Source organism: Variovorax sp. Root473, assembly GCF_001426505.1.
Taxonomy (GTDB): Bacteria; Pseudomonadota; Gammaproteobacteria; order Burkholderiales; family Burkholderiaceae_C; genus Variovorax.
In genome coordinates this window covers 186,829-201,964 of record NZ_LMEV01000015.1, presented here as the reverse complement: position 1 = coordinate 201,964, position 15,136 = coordinate 186,829, and the positions used below count along the sequence as shown (strand labels likewise).

The following is a 15,136-nucleotide window of genomic DNA, read 5'->3' as shown; positions in this document are numbered from 1 at the left end:
CTCCCTAGAATCGGGGCATGTCCATCGCGCAGCTTTCCCTTCTCACCACGCTCGCGCTCGTGGCGGCCTTCGTGCTGTCGGCGGTGTTCGGCGCCGTCGCGCGCGCCACGCGCTTTTGCACCATGGGCGCGATCAGCGACGTGGTGGCGCTGGGCGACTGGACGCGCGTGAAGCAGTGGGCCGCGGCCGGCGGCGTCGCGCTCATCGGCTTCTCGGCGCTCGTGTTCGCGGGGCTCGTCGATGCCGACCGCACGCTCTACGCCTCGCACCAGATCCTCTGGCTCGCCGCGCTGGTCGGCGGCCTGCTGTTCGGCGTCGGCATGGTGCTGTCCTCGGGCTGCGGCAACAAGACGCTGGTGCGCCTGGGCGGCGGCAACCTCAAGGCGCTGGTGGTGCTGGTGCTCATGGGCGTGTCGGCCTTCGCCACGCTGAAGGGCATCACCGCGGTGCTGCGCGTCGCGACCGTCGATGCGGTGCATGTGGACCTGGCGATGAATGCATCGCTGCCCGATGTGATGGCCGCGTCTTTCCAACTGAAGGCGTCTTCGCTGCGCCTTGCGCTCGGCCTTGTGCTGGGTGGCGCGCTGCTCGTGTGGGCCGCGTGGGGCCGCGAGACGCGCGACGTGCGCAGCCTCGTCGGCGGCATGCTGATCGGTGCGCTGGTCGTCGGCGCGTGGTGGCTCAGCGGCCACTGGGCGGTGGTCGAGGAGCATCCGCTCACGCTCGAGCACGTGTTCCTTGCCACCAACTCCGGCCGCGCCGAAGCGCTGAGCTTCGTCACGCCGGTGGCCTACGCGCTCGACTGGCTCATGTTCTACAGCGACGCCAACAAGCGGCTCACGCTGGGCATCGTGTCGGTCGCCGGCGTGGTGGCGGGCGCCGCGCTGCACGCGCTGTGGTCGCGCGAATTCCGCTGGGAAGGCTTCGCCGGCACCGGCGACCTCGCGCACCATGTGACGGGCGCCGTGCTCATGGGCATCGGCGGCGTCACGGCCATGGGCTGCACCATCGGGCAGGGCCTGAGTGCGCTGTCGACGCTGAGCATCGCGAGCCTGCCGGCCATCGCGGGCATCGTCATCGGTGCGGTGGTAAGCCTGAAGTACCAGGCCTGGCAGCTCGAGCGCGCGCTCTGAGCCTCGCGCGCCCGTTGCGACGCGCCGTTTTTACGCTTTCTTTACGCCCCCCCACTCACTCTTTCCCCCGGTTTTACGCACGCCTGCCGAGACTCGTTTCATCTTGTTTGCAGGAGTGATGAATGGACATCGTCTGGATGGGCGCCCTGCTGGCGCTGTGGGCCGTGGTGGCGGCCCTGGTCGTCGGGCTGAACCGGCTCGAAGGACCGCGGAAGCCGCACGCGGGCGTTGATACGACACGCACGCCGGGGGATGCATCGTGATCGGCCTCGAAGTGCTGTACGGCTTCGGCGCGCTGGTCGCCGTGGTCCTGTTCGCGTACCTGGTGTTCGCGCTGATCTGCGCCGAGGAGTTCTGACATGGAAACCTCGGCCTGGGTCTTGCTGGCCCTTTTTCTCGGCGCGCTGCTCGTGCTGGCCTGGCCGCTGGGCAAGCTGCTGGCCGCGCTGTGCGCCGAGCGCGTGCCGCGCTGGATGCAGCGCATCGAAGCACCGCTGTACCGGCTCGCGGGCACGCAGCCCGAGCAGTCGATGCACTGGCTGCGCTACGCGCTGGCGCTGCTGGCGTTCAACGCCATCGGCGCGATCTTTCTCTATGCCTTGCAGCGCCTGCAGGGCGGGCTGCCGTTCAACCCGGCCGGCATGGGCGCGGTGTCGCCCGACTCGGCCTTCAACACGGCGGTGAGCTTCGTGGCCAACACCAACTGGCAGGGCTACGGCGGCGAGTCGACGATGAGCTACCTCACGCAGATGCTCGGCCTGGCGGTACAGAACTTCCTGTCCGCCGCCACCGGCATTGCGGTGGCCTTCGCACTGGTGCGCGGTTTTGCGCGCCGCGGGGAAGGGCGTGAGGGCAAGGGCCTGGTCGGCAACTTCTGGGCCGACGTGACGCGCGTCACGCTGTGGGTGCTGCTGCCGATCTCGTTCGTGCTCGCGCTGTGCCTGGCAGGGCAGGGCGTGATCCAGAACTTCGATGCCTACAAGAGCGTGCAGACGGTGGAGGCCACGGCCTTCCAGCAACCGAAGAACGGCCCCGACGGCCAGCCGCTGAAGGACGACAAGGGCGCCCCGGTGATGGAAGACGCCACCACACAGACGCAGACGCTCGCCATGGGCCCGGTCGCTTCGCAGGAAGCGATCAAGATGCTCGGCACCAACGGCGGCGGCTTCTTCAACGCCAACTCGGCGCACCCCTACGAGAACCCGACCGCGTTCAGCAACCTGCTGGAGATGCTGGCGATCTTCCTGATCCCGGCGGCGCTGTGCTTCGCCTTCGGCCGCGTGGTCGGCGACCTGCGCCAGGGCTGGGCCGTGCTCGCGGCGATGACGGTGCTGTTCGTGGTGGCGGTGCTGGCCGTCACACCGGCCGAGCAGGCCGGCAACCCGCTGCTGGGCCCGCTGGGCGTGGACCAGGTGGCCAGCGCGCTGCAAAGCGGCGGCAACATGGAAGGCAAGGAAGTGCGCTTCGGAATCGACGCCTCGGCCCTCTTCGCCGCCGTGACCACCGCCGCCTCGTGCGGCGCGGTGAACGCCATGCACGACTCGCTCACGCCCATCGGCGGCATGGTCCCCATGGTGCTGATGCAGCTCGGCGAGGTCGTCTTCGGCGGCGTCGGCAGCGGCCTGTACGGCATGCTGGTGTTCGCCATGCTCGCGGTGTTCATCGCGGGCCTGATGATCGGGCGCACGCCCGAGTACCTCGGCAAGAAGATCGAGGTGCGTGAGATGAAGCTGATCTCCATCGCCATCCTGGTCACGCCGGTGCTGGTGCTGGCGGGCACGGCGCTGGCGGTGAGCGCGGGCGCAGGCACGGCCGGCATTGCCAACCCCGGCGCGCACGGCTTCTCCGAGGTGCTGTACGCACTGACCTCGGCCGCCAACAACAACGGCAGCGCCTTCGCGGGCCTGTCGGCCAACACACCGTTCTACAACGGCCTGCTTGGCTTGGCGATGTGGCTCGGGCGCTTCGCCATGATCGTGCCGGTGCTCGCCATTGCCGGCGCGCTGGCCGCCAAGAAGCGCCTGCCCGTCACCAGCGGCACGCTGCCCACGCACGGCCCGCTGTTCGTCTTCCTGCTGATCGGCACCGTGCTGCTGGTCGGCCTGCTCAACTATGTGCCGTCACTGGCTCTCGGGCCGATCGTCGAACACCTCGTGCTCTGGAAATAAGAAGGAGCGCACCATGACTGCCAAAACCCAAACTTCCCTCTCGCTGTTCGACGCGGCGCTGGTCAAGCCCGCGCTGTGGGGCGCCTTCGCCAAGCTGAACCCGCGCACCCAGTGGCGCAACCCGGTGATGTTCATCGTCTACATCGGGAGCATCCTCACGACGCTGCTGTGGGTGCATGCGCTGAGCTTTCCGGGCGACACCGGCATGCAGCCCGCCTTCGTGCTGGCCGTGACCGTGTGGCTGTGGTTCACCGTGCTGTTCGCCAACTTCGCCGAAGCGCTGGCCGAAGGCCGCAGCAAGGCCCAGGCAGCTTCGCTGCGCGGCCTGCGCAAGGACACCTGGGCCAAGAAGCTGAAGGACCAGCAGCAGCCGCACCACGGCGCGCCGTGGCTGCCCGAGCAGGCGCCCAACCTGCGCAAGGGTGATGTCGTGCTGGTCGAAGCCGGCGACGTGATCCCGCTCGACGGCGAGGTCATCGAAGGCGTGGCCTCGGTCGACGAAAGCGCCATCACCGGCGAATCGGCGCCCGTGGTGCGCGAGTCGGGCGGCGACTTCTCGGCCGTCACCGGCGGCACGCGCGTGCTGTCCGACTGGCTGGTGGTGCGCATCTCGGTGAACCCCGGCGAGTCGTTCCTGGACCGCATGATCGGCATGGTCGAGGCGGCCAAGCGCCACAAGACGCCGAACGAGATCGCGCTGACCATCCTGCTGGTGGCGCTGACGATCGTGTTCCTCATGGTCACCGTCACGCTGCTGCCGTTCTCGGTGTTCAGCGTGACGGCGGCGGGTGCGGGCACCGTGGTGTCGCTCACCGCACTGGTCGCACTGCTCGTGTGCCTGATCCCGACCACCATCGGCGGCCTGCTTTCGGCCGTGGGCGTGGCCGGCATGAGCCGCATGATGCAGGCCAACGTGATCGCCACCTCGGGCCGCGCGGTGGAAGCGGCCGGCGACGTCGACGTGCTGCTGCTGGACAAGACCGGCACCATCACGCACGGCAACCGCCAGGCCAGCGCCCTCCTGCCCGCGCCCGGCGTGCCCAAGGGCCGCCTTGCCCGCGCCGCGATGCTCGCCTCGCTGGCCGACGAAACGCCCGAGGGCCGCAGCATCGTCGAGCTGGCGCGCCGCGACGGCCTCGAAGCGGCGTCGGTCGATGACGCGCGCTTCGTGCCCTTCACCGCGCAGACCCGCATGAGCGGCGTCGACCTGCCGGCCGCGCCGAACAGCCTGGACGTCGACGCCGTCGTGCTGCGCAAGGGCGCGGTCGATGCGGTGCGCCGCCACGTCGAATCGCTCGGTGGCAGCGTGCCGGCCGAGATGCTGCGCGCCGCCGAAGAAACGGCACGCCGCGGCAGCACGCCGCTGGCCGTGGCCGAAGGCAACCGCGTGCTCGGCGTGGTCGAGCTCAAGGACATCGTCAAGACCGGCATCAAGGAGCGCTTTGCCGAGCTGCGCCGCATGGGCATCAAGACCGTGATGATCACGGGCGACAACAAGCTCACGGCCGCGGCCATTGCCGCCGAAGCCGGCGTCGACGACTTCCTGGCCGAGGCCACGCCCGAGGACAAGCTTGCGCTGATCCGAAAGTACCAGGCCGAAGGCCGGCTGGTCGCGATGACCGGCGACGGCACCAACGACGCCCCCGCGCTCGCGCAGGCCGACGTGGCCGTGGCCATGGGCAGCGGCACGCAGGCCGCGAAGGAGGCCGGCAACATGGTCGACCTCGACTCCAACCCGACCAAGCTGCTCGAGGTGGTGGAGACCGGCAAGGCGCTGCTCATGACGCGCGGCTCGCTCACCACCTTCTCGATCGCGAACGACGTGGCGAAGTACTTCGCGATCATTCCGGCGATCTTCGTGTCGACCTACCCGCAGCTCGGCGCGCTCAACGTGATGCGCCTGGCCAGCCCGTCGTCGGCCATTTTGTCGGCGGTGATCTTCAACGCGCTCGTCATCGTGTTTCTGATTCCGCTGGCGCTCAAGGGCGTGCGCTACCGGCCTGTGGGCGCCGCCGCGCTGCTGCGCCGCAACCTCGCCATCTACGGCCTGGGCGGGCTGCTCGTTCCCTTCATCGGCATCAAGTTGATCGACTGGCTGCTCGTGGCCGTCCATCTCGTCTGAGGAGTTCTTCACCATGAAAAACAACAACGGCGGCATCGTGCGCCCCGCGCTCGTGCTCTTCGCGCTGCTGAGCGCGCTCACCGGCCTGATCTACCCGGCGGCCGTCACCGGCGCCGCGCAGGCGCTGTTCCCCGCGCAGGCGGCCGGGAGCCTGGTCGTGCGCGACGGCAAGCCCGTCGGCTCCGCGCTCATCGGCCAGAACTTCAGCGACCCGAAGCACTTCTGGGGCCGCCCGTCGGCCACCGCGCCACAGCCCTACAACGCGTCCGCCTCGGGCGGTTCCAATCAGGGCCCGCTGAACCCCGCGCTGGCCGATGCGGTGAAGGCGCGCGTCGAAGCGCTGCGCGCGGCCGACCCGGGCAACACCGCGCCGGTGCCGGTGGACCTCGTCACAGCCTCGGCCAGCGGGCTCGACCCCGACATCAGCCCCGCTGCCGCGCATTACCAGGCCGCCCGCGTGGCGCGCGAGCGCGGCGTGCCGATCGATCAGGTGAACGCGTTGATCGCGAAGAACACCCAGGCGCCGCTGTGGGGCGTGCTGGGCGAATCGCGTGTCAACGTGCTGGCGCTGAACCTGGCGCTCGATGCTTCTTCGACGGTGCGTTGAGGAGAAAGACAACCATGGCCTATGCCGCCTACCGTGAACATCCTGTCGCCGTCGTGCGAAGTCCGATCGCGCCGCGCACGACGCAGTTCCATGTGCTCGACGTCACCGTCTGCTGCGCCGACGCGCTGCGCGTGCGCCGCAGCATCGCCGCCTGCGCCGAGGCCGGCGTGGTGCGCTGCGAGCCGCTGCTGCATGCCTGCAGCTCGCAGGAAAGCGACGCGCCCTGCGTGCGCCTGATGATCCGCTTTCCGACTGCGCGCTATGCCGAGCTGCTGCACCGGCTCATCGAATGCGTGCCGTCGGGCGAGATCGGCCGGCTCATGAGCTGGCGCGATCACCTCGCGCGCTGCGGCCTGCGCCATGGTCTCTGACCTGCTGCACGTGCTGCTGGCCATGGCGGCGCTGTTCGTGCCGCTGGGCTTCGCCTGGTGGGTGCTGTCGCGCACCGCGCGCCGGCATGCGCGGCGGCGCAAGAACGGACCCATGCGCTAATCTGCGCGCTCCCATGCCCGAGACCCGCCCCGACCCCGACGCTCTGCTCGCGCAACTGCGCAGCGACGAGGCGCGCGCGCTGCGCGGCAAGCTGCGCATCTACTTCGGTGCCAGCGCCGGCGTGGGCAAGACCTGGGCCATGCTCAGCGCCGCCCGCCGCGAGAGAGAGGCCGGGCGCGACGTGCTCATCGGCGTGGTCGAGACCCACGGCCGCAGCGAGACCGCCGCGCTGCTCGCGGGGCTCGACACGCTGCCGCTGCGCGAGCTGCCGTACCGCGGCCGCACGCTCGCCGAGTTCGACCTCGACGCCGCCCTGGCGCGCAAGCCCGCCGTGCTGCTGGTCGACGAACTGGCCCACACCAACGCGCCCGGCTCGCGCCACGCCAAGCGCTGGCAGGACGTGCAGGAGCTGCTGGCCGCTGGCATCGAGGTGTGGTCGGCGCTCAACGTGCAGCACCTGGAAAGCCTCAACGGCACGGTCGGCGCCATCACCGGCGTGCGCGTGCACGAGACCGTGCCCGACACCGTGCTCGACGAGGCCGACGAGGTGGTGCTGGTCGACGTCACGCCCGACGAACTCACGGCGCGGCTCGCGGCCGGCAAGGTCTACCTGCCGCAGCAGGCCGAGCGCGCCGCACAGAATTTCTTCCGCAAGGGCAACCTCATCGCGCTGCGCGAGATCGCCCTGCGCCGCACCGCCGAACATGTCGAAGACGACGTGCGCGGCTGGCGTGTCGAGCAGTCAGGTCCCGGCGGCAACGGGCAGGGCGGCGCGGCGCTGCAGGCCTGGAACACCTCGGGCGCGATCCTGGCCTGCGTCGGGCCGCACGAGGGCGCGGCGCAGACCGTGCGCACCGCCGCGCGGCTCGCGGGGCAGCTCAACGTGCGCTGGCATGCGGTTTATGTCGAGACACCGCGGCTTCAGCGTCTCGACGCGGCGCAGCGCGACCGCATCCTCGCCGTGCTCAAGCTGGCGGAAGAGCTGGGCGCGGCCACGGCCGTGCTCACCGGCGCCGATGTGGCGGAGCAACTGTCCGAGCAGGCGCGGCGCCTGAACTGCGCGACGCTGGTCATCGGACGCACCGAGCCCGTGACGGGCTGGCGGCGTTGGGCCCGCTCTGCCGTGCCGCTGTCGCGCGCGCTGGCGCAGCGGGCACCGGCGCTCGACATCCTCGAGGTCGGCCGCGCCGACAGCGCGCGCCGCCTGTCGCAGGCGCCGTTCGCGGCAGCGCGTGCCGACGACGAAGACGACGAGCGCGCGCAAGCCCGTTGGCCCGGCTACGCCTGGGCGGCTGCCACCAGCATCGCGCTCACGCTGCTGTGCACGCCGCTCACGGGCGTACTGGAGCTGTCCAACATCGTCATGCTGTTCCTGCTCGGCGTGGTGGGCGTGGCGATGCGTTTCGGGCGCGGGCCGTCGGCGCTCGCGGCGATGCTCAACGTGGCGGCCTTCGACTACTTCTTCGTCGCACCGCGCCTGTCCTTCGCGGTCAGCGACGTGCAGTACCTGCTGACCTTCGCCGTGATGCTCGGCGTCGGCCTGCTGGTGGGCCAGCTCACGGCCGGGTTGCGCTTCGCGGCCGGCGTGTCGACCAGCCGCGAGCGCCGCGCGCGCTCGCTGTTCGAACTCACGCGCGAACTCTCGGCCGCGCTCGAAAGCGCCCAGGTCGTCGCGCTCGGCACCGCTGCCGTGCAGGCCCATTTCGGCGGCCATGCGCGCGTGCTCGTCACCGACGCGGCCGACCAGCTCGTGCCCCCCGCCGACCCGCCGCCCGGCTTCGACGCGCAGGTGGCCGACTGGGCCTTCCGCCACGGCCAGAGCGCCGGCCTGGCCACCGCCACGCTCGCGGCACAGCCCTGGCACTATGTGCCGCTGCGCGCGCCCATGCGCGTGCGTGGCGTGCTCGCGCTGTGCCCGGCCCGCCCGCGCTGGCTGCTGATTCCCGAGCAGGCGCAGCAGCTGGACACGCTCGCGCGCCAGATCGCCATCGCGCTGGAGCGCGTGCACTACGTCGAAGTGGCGCAGCGCGCCGTGGTCGAGATGGAATCGGAGCGCCTGCGCAACGCGCTGCTCGGCGCCATCTCGCACGATGTGCGCACGCCGCTCACCGCGCTCATCGCGCTGGCCGAATCGCTGCAGACCCTGCCGCCCGAAGAACACGGCGAGGCCGCGCGTGCCATCGTCACGCAGGCCCACGCGCTGCATGCGCTGGTCAGCAACCTGCTCGACATGGCACGCCTTGAAAGCGGCGTGGCCGGCGGCACGGTGAACCTGCGGCGCGACTGGCAGTCGGTCGAAGAGGTGGTGGGCGCCGCGATCCGCGCCGCGCGCCCCGCGCTGCGCGGCATCGCCGTGCAGACCGCCTGGGACCCCGAGTTGCCCCTGGTCGAGTTCGACGCCGTGCTCATCGAGCGCGTGCTCGTCAACCTGCTGGAAAACGCCGCCAAGTACGGCGCCGCGCCCATCGAGGTGAGCGCACGCGCCGAGCCCGCCGCGCTGGTGCTCACGGTGCGCGACCACGGTCCCGGCCTGCCGGCCGCGCTGCAGGGCCGCGAGCAGACGCTGTTCGACAAGTTCACGCGCGGCGAGGCCGAATCCGCCACGCCCGGCGTCGGCCTCGGCCTGGCCATCTGCCGCGCGGTGGTGAGCGCTCATGGTGGCGAAATCAGCGCGGCGAATGCGCGCGACGGCGGTGCAGAATTCACGGTCACCTTGCCGCGGCGCGAGCCACCCGAACCTGCTGAAGCCCAGCTCTGAAACCCGCCATGCCATCCCCCACCGCCATCGTGATCGAAGACGAGCCGCAGATCCGCCGCTTCGTGCGCGGCGCGCTCGAGGCCGAAGGCTGGCAGGTGCACGAGGCCGGCACCCTGCGCGACGGCCTCGCGGCTGCCGGCACGCGGCAACCCGATTTGCTGGTGCTCGACCTGGGCCTGCCCGACGGCGACGGCGTGTCGCTCATCCGCGATGTGCGCGGATGGTCGCAGGTGCCGATCATCGTGCTCTCGGCCCGCACCGACGAAGCCGACAAGATCGCCGCCCTCGACGCCGGCGCCGACGACTACCTCACCAAGCCCTTCGGCACCGGCGAGCTGCTGGCCCGCGTGCGCGCCAACCTGCGCCGGCCGCGCGCCGCGAGCAGCAACGGCGATGAACCGGCGGCCGAAGCCGTGTTCCGCTTCGGCGAGATCGAACTGGACCGCGCCGCACGCATCGTGCGCCGCGCCGGCGCCGAGGTGCACCTCACGCCGACCGAGTACCGGCTGCTGTCCGTGCTGGTGGCCAACGCCGGCCGCGTGCTGACGCAACGGCAACTGCTGCGCGAGGTGTGGGGCCCGTCACACACGGACCAGAGCCACTACCTGCGCATCTACATGGGGCATCTGCGACAGAAGCTGGAGGCCGATCCCGCGCAGCCGAAGCATCTGTTGACGGAGACGGCGGTGGGGTACCGGTTGGTCGTCTAAAAAAACGAAATGAGGGAAGGGGCGTTCCAACCACCCACGCCGCACCGCCTGTCGGGCGCGCTCCCGAGAGAGCGCGTCCCCAATCAGCCCTTGTTCGGATTCAGCAGGAATTTCTCCCCGGTCGCCTGCTTCCCATACACCCCGATCGCATCGAGTTGCAGTGCCTCCACAAGAGACACCTTCCGCGTGTAGTGGCTCGCAAACGTCGTCTTCAACTCGGCCACCACGCGCGCCCGCAGCCGCTGCGTGCCTTCATCGCCGAGCTTCTGCAGGAACGGGAACAGCAGCCAGCCGCCCATGCCCCAGGCCATGCCGAAGTTGCGCACGAACTCGGTCGGACTGCGGTCCAGGCCGCCGTAGATGTAGACCTGCTTGTGCGTGGTCGAGCCATAGCGGCTGTATTCCTTGGCGGTGCGGTTCAGCGCCGCTTCCATGCAGCCGAGAATCTGGCCGGCGAGCTTGCCGCCGCCCGTGGCGTCGAAGGCCAGCGTGGCGCCGGTGGCGACCAGTGCGTCGGTCAGCTGGTCGAGGAAGTCGGGCGAGCTCGCGTTGCAGACGTACTTCGCGCCGATGCCGCGCAGCAGCGCCTCTTGTTCGGGCTTGCGCACGATGTTGACGAGGTCGATGCCGTCCTTCTGGCAGATCTTGTTGAGCATCTGGCCCAGGTTGGACGCAGCCGCCGTGTGCACCAGCGCCTTGTGGCCTTCGCGCTTCATGGTCTCGACCATGCCCAGCGAGGTCAGCGGGTTCACGAAGCACGACGCGCCTTCGGCCGGCGTGGTGCCCGCTGGCAGTTCGAGGCACATCTGCGCCGGCACCGCGCGGTACTGCGCGTACATCGCGCCGCCGATGGCCGCCACGGTCTTGCCCAGCAGTGCCTGTGCAGCCGGCGACGAACCAGTCTTTACCACCACGCCCGCGCCTTCGTTGCCAACGGGCATCGACTGGTCGAGCCGCGCCGCCATCGAGGCGCGTGCGCGCTCGGGCACCATGGCCGTGATGACGGGGCGATCGGGTGTGCCGGAGGCCACCGCGGTGCTCATGTCGGCGGCGCCGAACAGCAGGCCCAGGTCCGACGGGTTCATCGGCGCCGCCTCGACGCGGATCACCACCTCGTGGGCCTGCGGTTCGGGCATCGGGTCGTCGTGCAGCGAGAGTTCGAGTTCGCCGTTGGAGCGGATGAGTGAGCGCAGCTGAAGTGCCATGGAGAAGCCCCTGTGAAAGGTCGTTCGGAGATGGCCATCGGCCACGGGGCGGCCAGTATAGGAGCGGGTGCCGCAGGCCGCTGGCGCCTTGCGGACACCCCTTTCACACTAGCGGCGCGGCCAGTGCCGGCGCACCAGGATCAGCAGTGCCACCGCGAGCCCGCCCCAGTAGTCCACCGGCGCGCCCCACAGCCAGTGCTTGTGCCAGAAGGCCTTGGTGGGGTTGAAGTTCTCGAACCCGAACGCCGGGTTGATGAGGAACCACAGGAAGTCTTCGCAGACCCAGAACACGATGAGTCCCGCGAGCGCCAGCCCCCAGTCGCGCAGCGTCCAGCGTCCCTGGAAGGCCAGCGGCGAGAAGAACACGAGCATCATGAAGGTGAACACCCAGGCGTGGTACCCCGTCATCGCGCGCCCGCCCCAGAACAGGTCGAGCCAGAGGTTGTTCTCGATGCGCCACGTGGGCAGCGACGTGGCCCAGCCGGCGCCGCCCTCGATCTGGATCTCCGCGTTGGCGAAGAAGAAAGCCATCGTCACGACCCACGCGAGGTAGACCAGCGTGCGAACGATGCCCGGCCGCGGGTCTGTGGTGGCGGTGCTCATTCGACGAGGTCCAGCACGCGCTGCAGCACCGCGCGCGCGGCCTGCGGCTTGCCCAGCGCGCGGCTGCGCGCGGCCATGGCCGCGAGCTTGGCGGGGTCGGCCATGAGGCGCGCGACCTTGTAGTCCAGGCCGATGGCGTCGTAGGCCAGCCAGGCGGCGCTTTCCTCCATGAGGAAGCCGGCGTTGTGCTCTTCCTGCCCCGGAATCGGCGAGATCAGCAGCATTGGCTTGCCCAGCGCCAGGCACTCCGACACCGTGAGCCCGCCGGGCTTGGTCACGACCAGGTCGGCCGCGGCCATCATCTTGTGCATTTCGTTCGTGAAGCCGACGGCCACCACGCGGCCCGGATGGCGCTGGGACAGCGCCTCCAGCCGTGCCTGGGCCTCAGCGTTGCGGCCGGCCACGGCGATCACTTGGAACGGCGTGTCGCCGCCCAGCGCCAGCACGCGCTCGACCATGCTCGGCAGATCGCCCACGCCGGCACCGCCCGAGGCCATCAGCAGCACCGGGCGCGCAGGGTCCAGGCCCAGCGCACGGGCGCAGGTGGCGTGCGCGAGTTCCGGCGCATCAGGCTCGGAAAAAGCCGGCATCACCGGAATGCCCGTGACATGGATGCGCTCGGGCGGGATGCCGCGCGCGCGCAGGCGGAAGGCGACCTCTTCCGTGGCCGCGAGGTAACCCGTCATGCCCGGCACCAGCCACATGTTGTGCAGGTCGTAGTCGGTGATCTGCAGCCATACGGGGCACTCGATGCGGCCGCGGTTGCGCTCGCGCATCAGCAGCTCGGCCGGCAGGAAGTGGGTGCAGACCACGGCGTCGGGCCTGGCGCGGCGGATCTCGCGCACCAGCGCGCCGGTGCTCAGGCGCTCGATGCCGCGGCGCAGCCGCTGCGAGGGCGCGTGGTGCGGCGTGACGTCGGTGCGCTGGTGCAGGTACGACCACAGCTCGGGCGCGCGGTTCACGAGCTGGAGGTACCAGTCGGTGTACACCTTGCGAAAGCCCGCCGGCACATGGGCCATGGCGTCGACGTGCACCGCGGTATGTGGCGCGAACGACCGGGCGAGGGTGGCTTCAAGCGCCTGGGCGGCGCGCACATGGCCGTTGCCGGCGCTCACACTGAGGATCAGGAGATGGGTCATGCAGTAAGAAGGCCGGCGGCGTGCCGATTGGCGCGCATTATCGCCACGCATTGCGACACATCGGCGCCGGGCATGGCGCGGCGTCCGCCATCGGCGAAAATGTCACGGGACGCCCCGTCCCGCGGGCTGTGCACCGCCATCTCGCCAGCCGCAACCATTGCTCCCATGACCGACAACGCCCCCGCCCCGATCCGCCTCAACAAACGCATGGCCGAACTCGGCCTGTGCTCGCGCCGCGAGGCCGACGACTGGATCGCGCAGGGCTGGGTGCGCGTCAACGGCAAGCCCGCCGAGATGGGCGTGAAGGTCACGCCCAACGACCGCATCGAGGTCGACAAGGCCGCCAAGGGCCAGCAGGCGAACCAGGTCACCATCCTCATCAACAAGCCCATCGGCTACGTCAGCGGGCAGGCCGAGGACGGCCACGAGCCGGCGGTCACGCTGTTCACGCCGCAGAACCGCTGGGTGGAGGACAACGCGCGCTTCTTCTTCGGCCCGCAGCAGCTGCGTGGCCTGGCGCCATGCGGGCGGCTGGACATCGACTCCACCGGGCTGCTCGTGATGACGCAGGACGGCCGCATTGCGCGCCAGCTCATCGGCGAAGACTCGGTGATGGACAAGGAATACCTCGTGCGCGTGGCCTACCACGGCCTGGACCAGCCCGCGCCCCCCGGCCAGCTGGTGCGCCTGGACGACGACGATCCGGTCACCACCAACGTGCAGGCGGTGTTTCCGCCCGCCATGCTCGCGCGGCTGCGGCACGGCCTGAGCCTGGACGGGCAGGCGCTCAAGCCCGCGCGCGTCGAGTGGCAGAACCCCGAGCAGCTGCGCTTCGTGCTGACCGAAGGCAAGAAGCGCCAGATCCGCCGCATGTGCGAGCTGGTCGGCCTCAAGGTGGTGGGCCTGAAGCGTGTGCGCATCGGCAAGGTGATGCTGGGCAACCTGCCGGTGGGGCAGTGGCGCTATCTGGCGCCGCACGAAAAGTTCTAGCCAAGGATCTGCATGGCCGCGGTGCTGAGCCGTCGCGCACTGAACCGGGCCACGCTGGCGCGGCAGATGCTGCTGGCGCGGCGCAAGGCGACGGTCGTGCAGGCCATCGGGAAGCTGGCCGGGCTGCAGGCGCAGGCCCCCAACCCGCCGTACATCGGCCTGTGGAGCCGGCTCGAAGGCTTTCGCCGCGCGCAGCTGACCGACGCGCTGAAGCAGCGCCGCATCGTGCGCATGTCGACACTGCGCGCGACCCTGCACCTGATGACCGCCTCGGACGCGCAGGCCTGGCGGCCGCTGCTCGAACCGGTGCACCAGCGCGGCCTGTCGGGCCTGCATGCGCGGGCCCTCGAAGGCGTCGACCGCGCGGCCGTGGTGACGGCGGGCCGTGCGCTGCTGGGCGACGGGCCGCTCACCGGCACCGCCCTCGGCCAGGCGCTCGCGGCGCGCTGGAAAGACCATGCACCGGCCTCGCTCGCCGCGCTCATCCGCAACAACGTGCCACTGGTGCACCTGCCGCCCGCAGGCAGCTGGAACGCGTACCAGAACGCGCTGCTGCAGCCGCTCGGTGATTGGTTGGGCGATGCCACCGCCGGGATCGCCACCGCCACGCAGGACGACCTGTTGTTGCGCTACCTCGCCGCCTTCGGCCCCGCGACGCTGGCCGATGCGGGCGCATGGTCGGGCCTCACCGGCTGGAAGTCCGTGGCCGAGCGGCTGAGGCCGCAGCTGTGCGTGTTCACGGGCGAGCAGGGCCAGGAGTTCTTCGACCTGCCGCGCGCGCCACGCCCCGACCCCGACACGCCCGCGCCACCGCGCCTGGTCGCCGAATGGGACAACCTGCTGCTCTCGCACGCCGACCGCCGCCGCGTGCTCGACGAGGCGCACCGTGCGCGCGTGTTCACCATCAACGGCATCGTGCGCGGCACGGTGCTGCTCGACGGTTTCGTGGCGGGCACCTGGAAGATCGAGCGCGCGACGCAGGCCGCCACCGTGGTGCTGGAGCCTTTCACGCGCTGGTCTGCGGCCGACCGGCGCGGCGTGGAAGAAGAGGCGCTGCGCCTGCTGGCCTTCGCCGCGGACGCAGAGGATGCACAAGCCGAGCGGCACGCGGTCCGCGTCCTAAGCCCCGCCTAAGCCTCTCCTAAGTCTGCGCGCCTACGCTGCGCCGCGGCGCAGGGCCATTTCCGATCATCCCGGTCGCGTGCTACC

The 15,136-nt window shown here is 70.4% G+C and carries 15 protein-coding genes; 12 read left to right on the top strand and 3 right to left on the bottom strand.

All coding sequences use genetic code 11. The features are described 5' to 3' along the window. Nucleotides 1-17: 17 nt before the first annotated feature. From ASD34_RS10610 to kdpE, 10 genes are all read left to right on the top strand, one after another. Nucleotides 18-1,133, top strand: coding sequence for a YeeE/YedE family protein (locus ASD34_RS10610; RefSeq protein WP_056576797.1), 1,116 nt, complete (start codon nt 18-20; stop codon nt 1,131-1,133). 122 nt (nt 1,134-1,255) lie between these two features. Beyond that, a complete protein-coding gene (locus ASD34_RS27880; protein WP_200937568.1) occupies nt 1,256-1,396 on the top strand; it encodes a hypothetical protein in 141 nt (46 codons plus the stop codon). Continuing rightward, a complete protein-coding gene (kdpF, locus tag ASD34_RS10605) occupies nt 1,393-1,491 on the top strand; it encodes a K(+)-transporting ATPase subunit F (RefSeq protein WP_056576794.1) in 99 nt (32 codons plus the stop codon). The genes ASD34_RS27880 and kdpF overlap by 4 nt, the downstream gene beginning before the upstream one ends. Before the next feature lies 1 nt (nt 1,492). Continuing rightward, nucleotides 1,493-3,301 carry a potassium-transporting ATPase subunit KdpA gene (kdpA, locus tag ASD34_RS10600; protein WP_056576791.1) on the top strand — a complete coding sequence of 603 codons (1,809 nt, stop codon included), beginning with the start codon at nt 1,493-1,495 and terminating at the stop codon, nt 3,299-3,301. A 13-nt stretch (nt 3,302-3,314) separates the two neighbouring features. After that, nucleotides 3,315-5,423 (top strand): potassium-transporting ATPase subunit KdpB, encoded by a 2,109-nt coding sequence (kdpB, locus tag ASD34_RS10595; protein ID WP_056576788.1) that lies wholly within the window; start codon nt 3,315-3,317, stop codon nt 5,421-5,423. Nucleotides 5,424-5,436: 13 nt separating this feature from the next. Then, a complete protein-coding gene (gene kdpC / locus ASD34_RS10590; protein WP_056576785.1) occupies nt 5,437-6,030 on the top strand; it encodes a potassium-transporting ATPase subunit KdpC in 594 nt (197 codons plus the stop codon). 14 nt (nt 6,031-6,044) lie between these two features. Beyond that, nucleotides 6,045-6,401: a hypothetical protein gene (locus tag ASD34_RS10585; protein WP_056576781.1), complete on the top strand. Its 357-nt coding sequence runs from the start codon at nt 6,045-6,047 to the stop codon at nt 6,399-6,401. Continuing rightward, on the top strand, nt 6,391-6,522 hold the full coding sequence (locus tag ASD34_RS28485; RefSeq protein ID WP_265590126.1) for a hypothetical protein: 132 nt from the start codon (nt 6,391-6,393) through the stop codon (nt 6,520-6,522). Before ASD34_RS10585 ends, ASD34_RS28485 begins: the two co-directional genes overlap by 11 nt. Before the next feature lie 13 nt (nt 6,523-6,535). Next, on the top strand, nt 6,536-9,280 hold the full coding sequence (locus tag ASD34_RS10580; RefSeq protein ID WP_056576778.1) for a DUF4118 domain-containing protein: 2,745 nt from the start codon (nt 6,536-6,538) through the stop codon (nt 9,278-9,280). An 8-nt stretch (nt 9,281-9,288) separates the two neighbouring features. Further along, complete coding sequence (gene kdpE, locus ASD34_RS10575; RefSeq protein WP_056576775.1) at nt 9,289-9,990, top strand: two-component system response regulator KdpE; 702 nt, start codon at nt 9,289-9,291, stop codon at nt 9,988-9,990. 83 nt (nt 9,991-10,073) lie between these two features. Here kdpE and ASD34_RS10570 read toward each other — a convergent pair whose 3' ends face one another. From ASD34_RS10570 to ASD34_RS10560, 3 genes are all read right to left on the bottom strand, one after another. Then, entirely contained in the window at nt 10,074-11,195 is a 1,122-nt protein-coding gene (locus ASD34_RS10570) for a zinc-binding dehydrogenase (RefSeq protein ID WP_056576772.1), read from the bottom strand. 108 nt (nt 11,196-11,303) lie between these two features. After that, nucleotides 11,304-11,798, bottom strand: coding sequence for a hypothetical protein (locus tag ASD34_RS10565; RefSeq protein ID WP_056576770.1), 495 nt, complete (start codon nt 11,796-11,798; stop codon nt 11,304-11,306). Further along, on the bottom strand, nt 11,795-12,937 hold the full coding sequence (locus tag ASD34_RS10560) for an MGDG synthase family glycosyltransferase (protein ID WP_157609674.1): 1,143 nt from the start codon (nt 12,935-12,937) through the stop codon (nt 11,795-11,797). Before ASD34_RS10560 ends, ASD34_RS10565 begins: the two co-directional genes overlap by 4 nt. A gap of 165 nt (nt 12,938-13,102) precedes the next feature. On the opposite strand from ASD34_RS10560, the gene ASD34_RS10555 reads away from it, so the two are divergent. Further along, entirely contained in the window at nt 13,103-13,927 is an 825-nt protein-coding gene (locus ASD34_RS10555) for a pseudouridine synthase (RefSeq protein ID WP_056576764.1), read from the top strand. A 12-nt stretch (nt 13,928-13,939) separates the two neighbouring features. Then, nucleotides 13,940-15,061, top strand: coding sequence for a winged helix DNA-binding domain-containing protein (locus ASD34_RS10550; RefSeq protein WP_056576761.1), 1,122 nt, complete (start codon nt 13,940-13,942; stop codon nt 15,059-15,061). Nucleotides 15,062-15,136 lie beyond the last annotated feature (75 nt).

Bases quoted from the DNA above. Each gene is read 5' to 3' on its own strand.
- ASD34_RS10610 (WP_056576797.1), top strand. From the start codon at position 18: ATGTCCATCGCGCAGCTTTCCCTTCTCACCACGCTCGCGCTCGTGGCG.
- ASD34_RS27880 (WP_200937568.1), top strand. From the start codon at position 1,256: ATGGACATCGTCTGGATGGGCGCCCTGCTGGCGCTGTGGGCCGTGGTG.
- kdpA (WP_056576791.1), top strand. From the start codon at position 1,493: ATGGAAACCTCGGCCTGGGTCTTGCTGGCCCTTTTTCTCGGCGCGCTG.
- kdpB (WP_056576788.1), top strand. From the start codon at position 3,315: ATGACTGCCAAAACCCAAACTTCCCTCTCGCTGTTCGACGCGGCGCTG.
- kdpC (WP_056576785.1), top strand. From the start codon at position 5,437: ATGAAAAACAACAACGGCGGCATCGTGCGCCCCGCGCTCGTGCTCTTC.
- ASD34_RS10585 (WP_056576781.1), top strand. From the start codon at position 6,045: ATGGCCTATGCCGCCTACCGTGAACATCCTGTCGCCGTCGTGCGAAGT.
- ASD34_RS28485 (WP_265590126.1), top strand. From the start codon at position 6,391: ATGGTCTCTGACCTGCTGCACGTGCTGCTGGCCATGGCGGCGCTGTTC.
- ASD34_RS10580 (WP_056576778.1), top strand. From the start codon at position 6,536: ATGCCCGAGACCCGCCCCGACCCCGACGCTCTGCTCGCGCAACTGCGC.
- kdpE (WP_056576775.1), top strand. From the start codon at position 9,289: ATGCCATCCCCCACCGCCATCGTGATCGAAGACGAGCCGCAGATCCGC.
- ASD34_RS10570 (WP_056576772.1), bottom strand. From the start codon at position 11,195: ATGGCACTTCAGCTGCGCTCACTCATCCGCTCCAACGGCGAACTCGAA.
- ASD34_RS10565 (WP_056576770.1), bottom strand. From the start codon at position 11,798: ATGAGCACCGCCACCACAGACCCGCGGCCGGGCATCGTTCGCACGCTG.
- ASD34_RS10560 (WP_157609674.1), bottom strand. From the start codon at position 12,937: ATGACCCATCTCCTGATCCTCAGTGTGAGCGCCGGCAACGGCCATGTG.
- ASD34_RS10555 (WP_056576764.1), top strand. From the start codon at position 13,103: ATGACCGACAACGCCCCCGCCCCGATCCGCCTCAACAAACGCATGGCC.
- ASD34_RS10550 (WP_056576761.1), top strand. From the start codon at position 13,940: ATGGCCGCGGTGCTGAGCCGTCGCGCACTGAACCGGGCCACGCTGGCG.